Raw genomic sequence first — 8,095 nt, 5'->3', positions numbered from 1 at the left:
TTGATGATGTAAAAGTGGTTTAGTGAATATAATTAGATGTGGAATATATTCAGGAACTCACAAATATAATATTTGTTGACTTAATTGATAGGGTTTTAATTAATCGATTTAATAGTGAAATATGTACATTGTATCCAAAATTATTTATTTTTTTCATAATGATATTGATGCTTGATAACCGTCTATTCTATTAATCCTTATGTGTATACCCGTCATCTTTCAAGTTGCCTCTTTGTTGGCTGCACTCACTCACCCCGGTCACATCGTTATCTATGCTCCCGGGGATTCGCTCCCTTGCCGCCGCGATGCATCTTGAAATCCATAGGGTATAGTAAATTCAAATAATATTTTTATAATTAAATTTTAATTGGAATGCATGTGATTTTTTAGAATTAAAAATAGGGTTTTATAGGTTTTTGTTTTTTAACGCAAAGGATTAATTTGATTTTTACATAAAAAATTAATTTATTTAAATGGTTTTTACTTGCAATAATATGGATGATTTAAAATTATCTTTTTAAAATGTCAGGGTTTAATAAAGTTTTTGGCTGATGGGTGAACTTATTTATAAGCGGATTTAATAATTTACTATAAAAACATGGAATGGAAAAACTAATGAGTTATTTAAAGGAATATGAAATTGTTTATTCATAGAGTAATAATATTTCGGTTGTTAGTTAAAACCGGAGTGGTTTAATTCTATTTTCATACAGTAACTATACCAAAGGGGATTGAAACATGATGTATTCAATTAAAGGTGTCCAATATCAAACGTTGGTAAATATCCCTAAAAATATTGGGTTAGGATATTCGAAATGGAGTGATGGTAAAGTTCACCTTGTTAATGGTGACTTCCTATTTTATGGCTCTATTGATATTAAAGGTGAGAATGGGCCTATCAATAAAGAAACGGAAGTTGATGCTAACTGGACAGTGAAATTTAATGAAATGCCTTGTGATAGTCAGGGTAATATCTTGCTCAAATCTCACTGGCTTAGTCCGGCGAGCAATGATAGCTGGCTTATAAAAGATAAAATGCGGCTCATGATCCTTTGCTCAAAAGAACCAACTCATCGATTGATTCTTGAGACCGGTGAAATCATTGATAATAAAGTTGACAACGATTATCTTCGTGACATGATATTTTCCTACACCATACTACGGCGCTAATAGAAAACAATGTGTTGAATTTAAAAAATGCTCTGATATTTTCAGAGCATTTTCTTAATTATAGAGATAATCCACCATTGTTCAGATAGAGTGGAATATGAGATACATGAGAAAACAACCTAATGTTTTTATTTAATGATGGAAATGGCTACTGAAATGGTTTATATAAGTGATTGATGTAATGGTTATATTTTGGAGGTGAGTCATTATAATCTTATTGGCTAATAAGATAAGTGAGTAGAAATAAAATAACTCATGAGTAGAGAGATTTGATTGAAATAGTGGCGGAAAATAATCATTTTTTACCTGTAGTATTTATATTCGATCTCGTAATAACAGTGATATATACCCTATGGATTTCAAGATGCATCGCGGCGGCAAGGGAGCGAATCCCCGGGAGCATAGATAACGATGTGACCGGGGTGAGTGAGTGCAGCCAACAAAGAGGCAACTTGAAAGATGACGGGTATAGATTATATTTTTAATTAAGCTAATTATGTTACTGAAAATATGAGTTGGAAACTTGATAAATTGGGTAACACTGAATTTTTTAATATTTAAACTCCTGGTGGAATTAGTGCAATTGTAGGCGTGTTGAATGATGTCACTATTGGAAAAGGCTGCGAGATGAAAAGGTACTGATTTGTTGATGACCGAGTTCAGTGGGGTGGTTCCATTATCATTGAACATTTTACAGGCAACAATTCTCACTTGCTGCATAGATTTTAGGACAGACGACCTAAGTATGTGATGGTATTTTTGTTGCTACCTTATTTTTACCCTTTTTTTGAAGTGAGTTGTAATTAATTGATTTTATGGATAAATTAATTATCGCTTATAAAAAGGGTTTTTTACTTCTTAATAGCTATGCTATTTAAAAATCAGCAGGTTAAAGTTAATATGTAACCGTGTACTGCCGTACAGGCAGCTTAGAAAACAAGCATTTATTGCGGCAATGGCTGGAGAAATTGATGCCTTGCAAACAACTGCTCAACAATTGAGTCATGTGGCACGATGAATATTCTTTTAGTATCTCAGTGCAACAAACGTGCGCTAACAGAAACTCGTCGAATTTTGGATCAATTTGCTGAACGTAAAGGTGATAGAACTTGGCAAACGGCTATCACACAGGAAGGTTTAAATACTTTGTGTAAGCTATTGCGTAAAACGGCACGTCGTAATACGGCGGTTGCTTGCCATTGGATAAAAAGTGGCGGCCAAACTGAGCTGTTATGGATAGTCGGGAATTTGCGACGCTTTAACTCACGGGGAGTTGTACCTACTAAATACGACACAACGTGATGTGCTGAAAAGTCAGGATGAAAATCACTGGCATAGTGTAGAAGCTATCAGCTTATTGGCGGCGATTGCCGGGTTATTTCATGATTTTGGTAAAGCTAATGCGTTGTTCCAGCAAGGTTTACGAGAAGATGGGCGGTTTCAACCGTACCGACATGAATGGGTGTCTTTGCGTTTATTTCGGGCATTTGTTGATAAGCAAAATGATAAGGAGTGGCTGACTTCGTTGAGTCAGATTGAGCCTAGTGATGAGGATAAGATTCTTTCCCGTTTGGTTAAGGATGATATCGATAAAAAATATACAAACCCTTTTACTAATTTACCGCCATTGGCAACCACTGTCGCTTGGCTAATCCTCTCTCATCATCGTCTTCCTGTTTATCCTAGTTATGACGATCGATATGTACGCAGACCACAATTAAAAGATATTGATAGTTGGCTGATTAACCACTTAGAACCGTCATGGAACTCAATCAACATGGATAATAAGGTCTGGAGTAATCAGGATAAACGTGATGTCTGGATATTCCCAAATGGTACACCTATCCGCAGTCAGACTTGGTGTCAGAAAGCCCAAAAATTTGCGCGAAGAGCACTGCAATCAACGTCATTATCGCAATATGGCAATCTGAACCAGCGTTTCACCAGTCAATGTCTCGACTGGTTTTAATGCTGGCCGATCATCATTATTCATCGTTGCCTGCAACTTTGGGTTGGCAGCATGTCAACTATGATGTGTTTGCCAATACTGATAAGACCACCGGTAAGTGCAAGCAGCGATTAGATGAACACAATATTGGTGTTGGGCAGAATGCTTTATTACTGGGGAGAAGTTTGCCACATATTCGTAAAACGCTGCCTGTGATTACTCGGCATAAAGGATTTAAACAACGCAGCAGAGATGAAAAATATCGCTGGCAGGATCAGGCATTTGATGCGGCATGTGCTTTACGTGAACGTTCAGTAGAACAAGGTTTTTTTGGCATTAATATGGCTTCTACTGGTTGTGGTAAAACTTTTGCTAATGCACGCATCATGTATGGATTAGCTGATGAAAAACAAGGATGCCGTTTTTCTATCGCGTTAGGGTTAAGGACGTTAACGTTACTAACAAAGCGAGAAAGGAAGAATCTTGGCGTTCTGAAACTATCATGATTTATCCTAATACTGCTGTGCAGTACTTTGGTAGCACTAAGCCACAAATTACCTCTTATCTTAACAATATGCGGGGTGGACGAGTTTATCTTTTACCATGCTCAGCTCCTGAATGGAAAAATATAACTAAACCACCTATGAAGCACAGGTCTATTTTTGATCTGGGCTGTGAGTTTGTATCATTAGTCCGTAGCACTATTTGGCAGATGCAACGGTATTTGTTGAATGTACAAAAATATGAAAACACGTTAGAGATCCGGCAATGTCGTCAGGAATATGTTAATGAAATTATTGATATTTTGTTTAACTATGTCGTCGACATACAAAATTTGATTGAGCTTAAAGGCTGGAGTGCTAATGAAGATTGTGAGTTAAAACGTGCTCAACAGCTTTGGCTTGATCCTTATCGCTGTCAGCAAGATGAAACGTTTAAATTTGAACGCGAAGGTGGTGATTGGAAAAAAGAAATAGCCGCAGATTTTAGTTACTGGCTGAATCAGAATTTAAAACATGAGCGGTTAGAAATGGGGTTATCTGAACGTCGTGAGTGGGCTTCTGTGTTTAAAGAGCGGCTACGTGAATTTGAGGATGAATTGCCAGAGGTACAGTTATGAGCCATTTAATTATTTTACATCATATTCGAGTAGAGAATGCTAATGCTATTACTGGCTTAACCTATGGTTTTCCAGCAATTACTCACTTTCTTGGATTTACTCATGCTATCTCACGTAAGCTACAAAAAAGCCATAATCTAAAACTGGAAAATTGTGGTGTAATTTGCCATAACCACCAACTTCATGCATATCGGTCCGATCCAATTAAAGATAAAGTTTTTGCATTAACTCGCAATCCGTTAACTAAAGAAGCAAAAACGGCAACGATTAATGAAGAAGGTCGTATGCACATGATAGTTTCTTTATTAGTAGAATGTTCTGGTGAAATTGCTGGTGATGCAGAGGCTAACGACTTGGAACAATATTTACTAGAAATATGTCCAACTCAGCGACTAGCAGGTGGTACTATTACTGAAATTACTAAAGTTAATGTTATTGCTTTTCCGCAGGAAGAACGGGAAACCCGTAAGTTAATGCGTCGTTTATTGCCGGGTTTTATCTTGTTAGATCGCTCTGAATTGTTAGCTAAACACTACGAAGAATTAAAACAGAATAATTCTCAGATAGAAATGATTGATGCCTGGCTTGATTTTTCAACGATAAAAATGCGGGCTATTCCTGTTCGTGAAGATAAGCAACCTGAAATTGGTGATTCTGCCTATTGGGAATATATTCCTAAACCCGGTTCTGGATATTTAGTTCCTCTGATGACAGGTTATCAGACAATATCACCGTTATATCCCGCCGGGAAAGTAGATAAAACCCGTGATCCTAATACTCCATTTTGTTTTGTAGAAGCAATTTACGGAGTAGGTGAATGGAAAAGCCCACACCGTATTGATGATATTCGCCAGTTACTCTGGTGTTATGACTATCAAGAGGGAGAGGGTGTCTACAGGTGTTGTAATCAACAGACTATTTCCCGTCAATCCAAACCCAATAAGAAAGTAAGAATAATCGACTGATTAATTTAAAGAAGGATATCTACATGTCTAAATCAACAATTAAAACGGCCTCTGTACTGGCATTTGAACGTAAATTTTCTAATTCTGATGCTGTTATGTTTGCTGGAAATTGGAAACAAATTGACGGTGAATGGCAACCTATCGCTATTCAGGAAAAAGCTGTCCGGGGGACGATTTCTAACCGCTTGAAAAACGCTTTAACCAGCGATCCAGCTAAATTGGATGCAGAGATCCAAAAAGCAAACCTGCAACGTGTCGATGTTGCCGCATTGCCTTTTGATACTGATACCCTAAAAGTCAGTTTCACATTACGGGTTTTAGGCAATCTTTCAACACCATCAGTATGTAATGACCAGGATTATCAAGCTGAACTGGCAAACGTGATCAACGGTTATATTGCTGAACAGGGTTTCAAAACGCTTGCAGCACGTTATGCAGAAAATCTGGCTAATGGACGGTTCTTATGGCGTAACCGAGTTAGAGCAGAAGAAATTAAGGTTCGCGTAAGTGGTAAGAGTGGCAAATGGTGGGAGTTTGATTGCGAAGATTTTAGCTTACGTGAATTCAGTCAGGTGGAAGGTGATTTAGCTAAACTTGCTGCTGAAATTGAGGAAGGATTGGCTGGCGATAGATCAACATTTTTCAACGTTGAAGCTTTTGTTCGTTTGGGGCATGGGCAGGAAATTTTCCCTTCTCAAGAGTTGATTCTCGATAGTAACAGTAAAAAAAGCAAAGTGTTGTATCAGGTCAATGAAATTGCTGCATTGCATTCGCAAAAAGTGGGTAATGCGCTCCGAACTATTGACACGTGGTATCCAGATGCTACGGAGTTGGGCCTTGGCCCAATAGCGGTTGAACCTTATGGTTCTGTCACCAGTCGTGGTAAGGCTTATCGTCAACCTAAAGTAAAAATGGATTTTTATACTTTGTTAGATAACTGGGTCGTTAAAGGAAAAGTACCAGAAGTAGAGCAACAACACTATGTTATGGCGACGTTAATTCGTGGCGGTGTTTTCGGTGAAAAAGGTGAATAAGGGGATCAGATGGATTATTACTTTGAAATCCGCGTTCTTCCTGATCTTGAATTCAGTCAGCAAGATCTTATGGCGGCGCTGTTTGCTAAACTGCATCGGGCTTTGGGGCAGTTAGGAAATGGACAGGTTGGTGTCAGTTTTCCCCGAGCGGGGAAAACGTTGGGGAACACGCTGAGAATTCATGGCTCAAGTGAAACGCTGAATGATTTACAAACATTACCTTGGTTAAAAGGACTCAGGGATTATACTGAGGTGATTGATAGCCAGCCAATTCCTCAAGAAACTAAGTACCATTGTGTCAGTCGAGTACAGGTTAAAAGTAGCGCGGAACGGCTTCGTCGTCGCGCTATTAAAAAGGGATGGTTAACGGAGGAACAAGCTCGGCAGCGTATTCCAATCAGCAAAGAGCAACGTTCTCATTTACCGTTTCTGAGTCTTAAAAGTTTGTCATCAGGTCAAAGCTTTCTGTTGTTTGTCGAACAAGGGCCAATAGAAGACAAACCAACGTCAGGCGTTTTCAGTTCTTATGGATTAAGTTCATCAGCTACCATTCCTTGGTTTTGACCCTTTTTTAGCGGCTAATTATAACTTATTGATTTTATTAAGGGATTGGCCGCTGCTAATAAAAAGGGTTTTTCTGCTTTTTATCATTATGTTCTTTAATAATCAGCAAATTAAAGTTAGTATCTAACAGTTCACTGCCGCACAGGTAGCTTAGAAATGTGCATATTGCAACATTAACTCAGCGTGCACGTTCACTGCCGTACAGGCAGCAAGAATAAAAGAGTTTTGCTTTAATGGCAGAACTCTTTTTTCCCTTGGATTTTGTATTAATAATACCTATTGACGTGTTTATCTTAAGAAATATTTAGGGGATTGAGGACGATGTGCCCGTAGGAAAATAATGTAGCTTTTCCTAATAAATGTATCCGATCTCCATGCAATTCACACATAATGTCTCCACTACGTTTTGACAATTGGCGTGCATACAATCTCTGTTTATTTAAACGGTCGCCCCAAAATGGGGCCAATACACAATGTGATGATCCTGTGACTGGATCTTCTGGCACGCCTTTGGCGGGTGCAAAATATCGGGAAACAAAGTCAATCTGTTGTTCACCATGTGCTGTTATGACAATTCCCGGTAAAGGTAAAGCCGCTAGTTTGTCAAAATTAGGTTTTGTATTTAGGACCTGTTCTGCGGTTCCAAGTAAACAAATGTAACGATTATGGGAGACAAAAAGCTCGGATATTTTCTGGCCCAATGCATTTTCAATATTTTCTTGCAGAGAAGACTCTTTTTTGTAAGTAGCTTTGGGTAAATCAAGTGTATAAGTATCGTTGTCATGATAAACGGCAATATCACCGGAGTGAGTTTGAAATACGATGGGATTATCAGTAACGGATAAATATTCAACCATTACGAAAGCTGTCGCTAATGTTGCATGTCCACACAAATCTACTTCAACTTTGGGTGTAAACCAACGTAAATGGTTACCGACAAGAAAAGCAGTTTCGGAGAGATTTATTTCCGTAGCAATAGATAATAGAGTTTCATCAGGAAGCCAATTATCTAATATAACAACGGCGGCTGGATTGCCAGAAAATGGGTGATCTGTGAATGCATCAACATGATAAATGGGTAATAAAGTCATTTGCATCTCTCTTAAACAGATTTAGCTATGAAAAGGGGGATTGATATTCTTATTCAAAAACTACTCGCGCTAGTTTATAGCAACTATACCCTATGGATTTCAAGATGCATCGCGACGGCAAGGGAGTGAATCCCTGGGAGCATAGAAAACTATGTGACCGGGGTGAGCGAGTGCAGCCAACAAAGAGGCAACTTGAAAGATAA

6 protein-coding genes and 1 pseudogene are annotated in these 8,095 nt (G+C 38.3%); 6 read left to right on the top strand and 1 reads right to left on the bottom strand.

The annotated features are described in order from the left end of the window. The first annotated feature begins 738 nt into the window (after positions 1–738). The 6 genes and pseudogenes from LG003_RS22145 to cas6f all read left to right on the top strand — a co-directional run bounded on the left by LG003_RS22145 (position 739) and on the right by cas6f (position 6,801). The gene (locus LG003_RS22145) at positions 739–1,170 is read left to right on the top strand and encodes a hypothetical protein (protein WP_262981654.1); all 432 of its coding nucleotides are present in this window, start codon (positions 739–741) and stop codon (positions 1,168–1,170) included. A 1,014-nt stretch (positions 1,171–2,184) separates the two neighbouring features. Further along, a pseudogene (gene cas3f, locus LG003_RS22140) lies at positions 2,185–3,582 on the top strand (type I-F CRISPR-associated helicase Cas3f); the annotation flags it as partial. Between the two features lie 38 nt (positions 3,583–3,620). After that, a complete protein-coding gene (csy1, locus tag LG003_RS22135; protein WP_262981653.1) occupies positions 3,621–4,238 on the top strand; it encodes a type I-F CRISPR-associated protein Csy1 in 618 nt (205 codons plus the stop codon). After that, complete coding sequence (csy2, locus tag LG003_RS22130) at positions 4,235–5,203, top strand: type I-F CRISPR-associated protein Csy2 (RefSeq protein WP_112877866.1); 969 nt, start codon at positions 4,235–4,237, stop codon at positions 5,201–5,203. Before csy1 ends, csy2 begins: the two co-directional genes overlap by 4 nt. A 23-nt stretch (positions 5,204–5,226) precedes the next feature. Further along, positions 5,227–6,237, top strand: coding sequence for a type I-F CRISPR-associated protein Csy3 (gene csy3, locus LG003_RS22125; protein ID WP_262981652.1), 1,011 nt, complete (start codon positions 5,227–5,229; stop codon positions 6,235–6,237). A gap of 9 nt (positions 6,238–6,246) precedes the next feature. Then, positions 6,247–6,801, top strand: coding sequence for a type I-F CRISPR-associated endoribonuclease Cas6/Csy4 (cas6f, locus tag LG003_RS22120; protein WP_262981651.1), 555 nt, complete (start codon positions 6,247–6,249; stop codon positions 6,799–6,801). A 293-nt stretch (positions 6,802–7,094) separates the two neighbouring features. On the opposite strand, the gene LG003_RS22115 is transcribed toward cas6f, so the two are convergent. Further along, the gene (locus LG003_RS22115) at positions 7,095–7,892 is read right to left on the bottom strand and encodes a PhzF family phenazine biosynthesis protein (protein WP_192881016.1); all 798 of its coding nucleotides are present in this window, start codon (positions 7,890–7,892) and stop codon (positions 7,095–7,097) included. Between the last annotated feature and the right edge of the window lie 203 nt (positions 7,893–8,095).

Source organism: Photorhabdus kleinii, from assembly GCF_025384885.1.
GTDB lineage: Bacteria > Pseudomonadota > Gammaproteobacteria > Enterobacterales > Enterobacteriaceae > Photorhabdus > Photorhabdus kayaii.
This window is presented reverse-complemented; position numbering and strand designations above follow the sequence as displayed.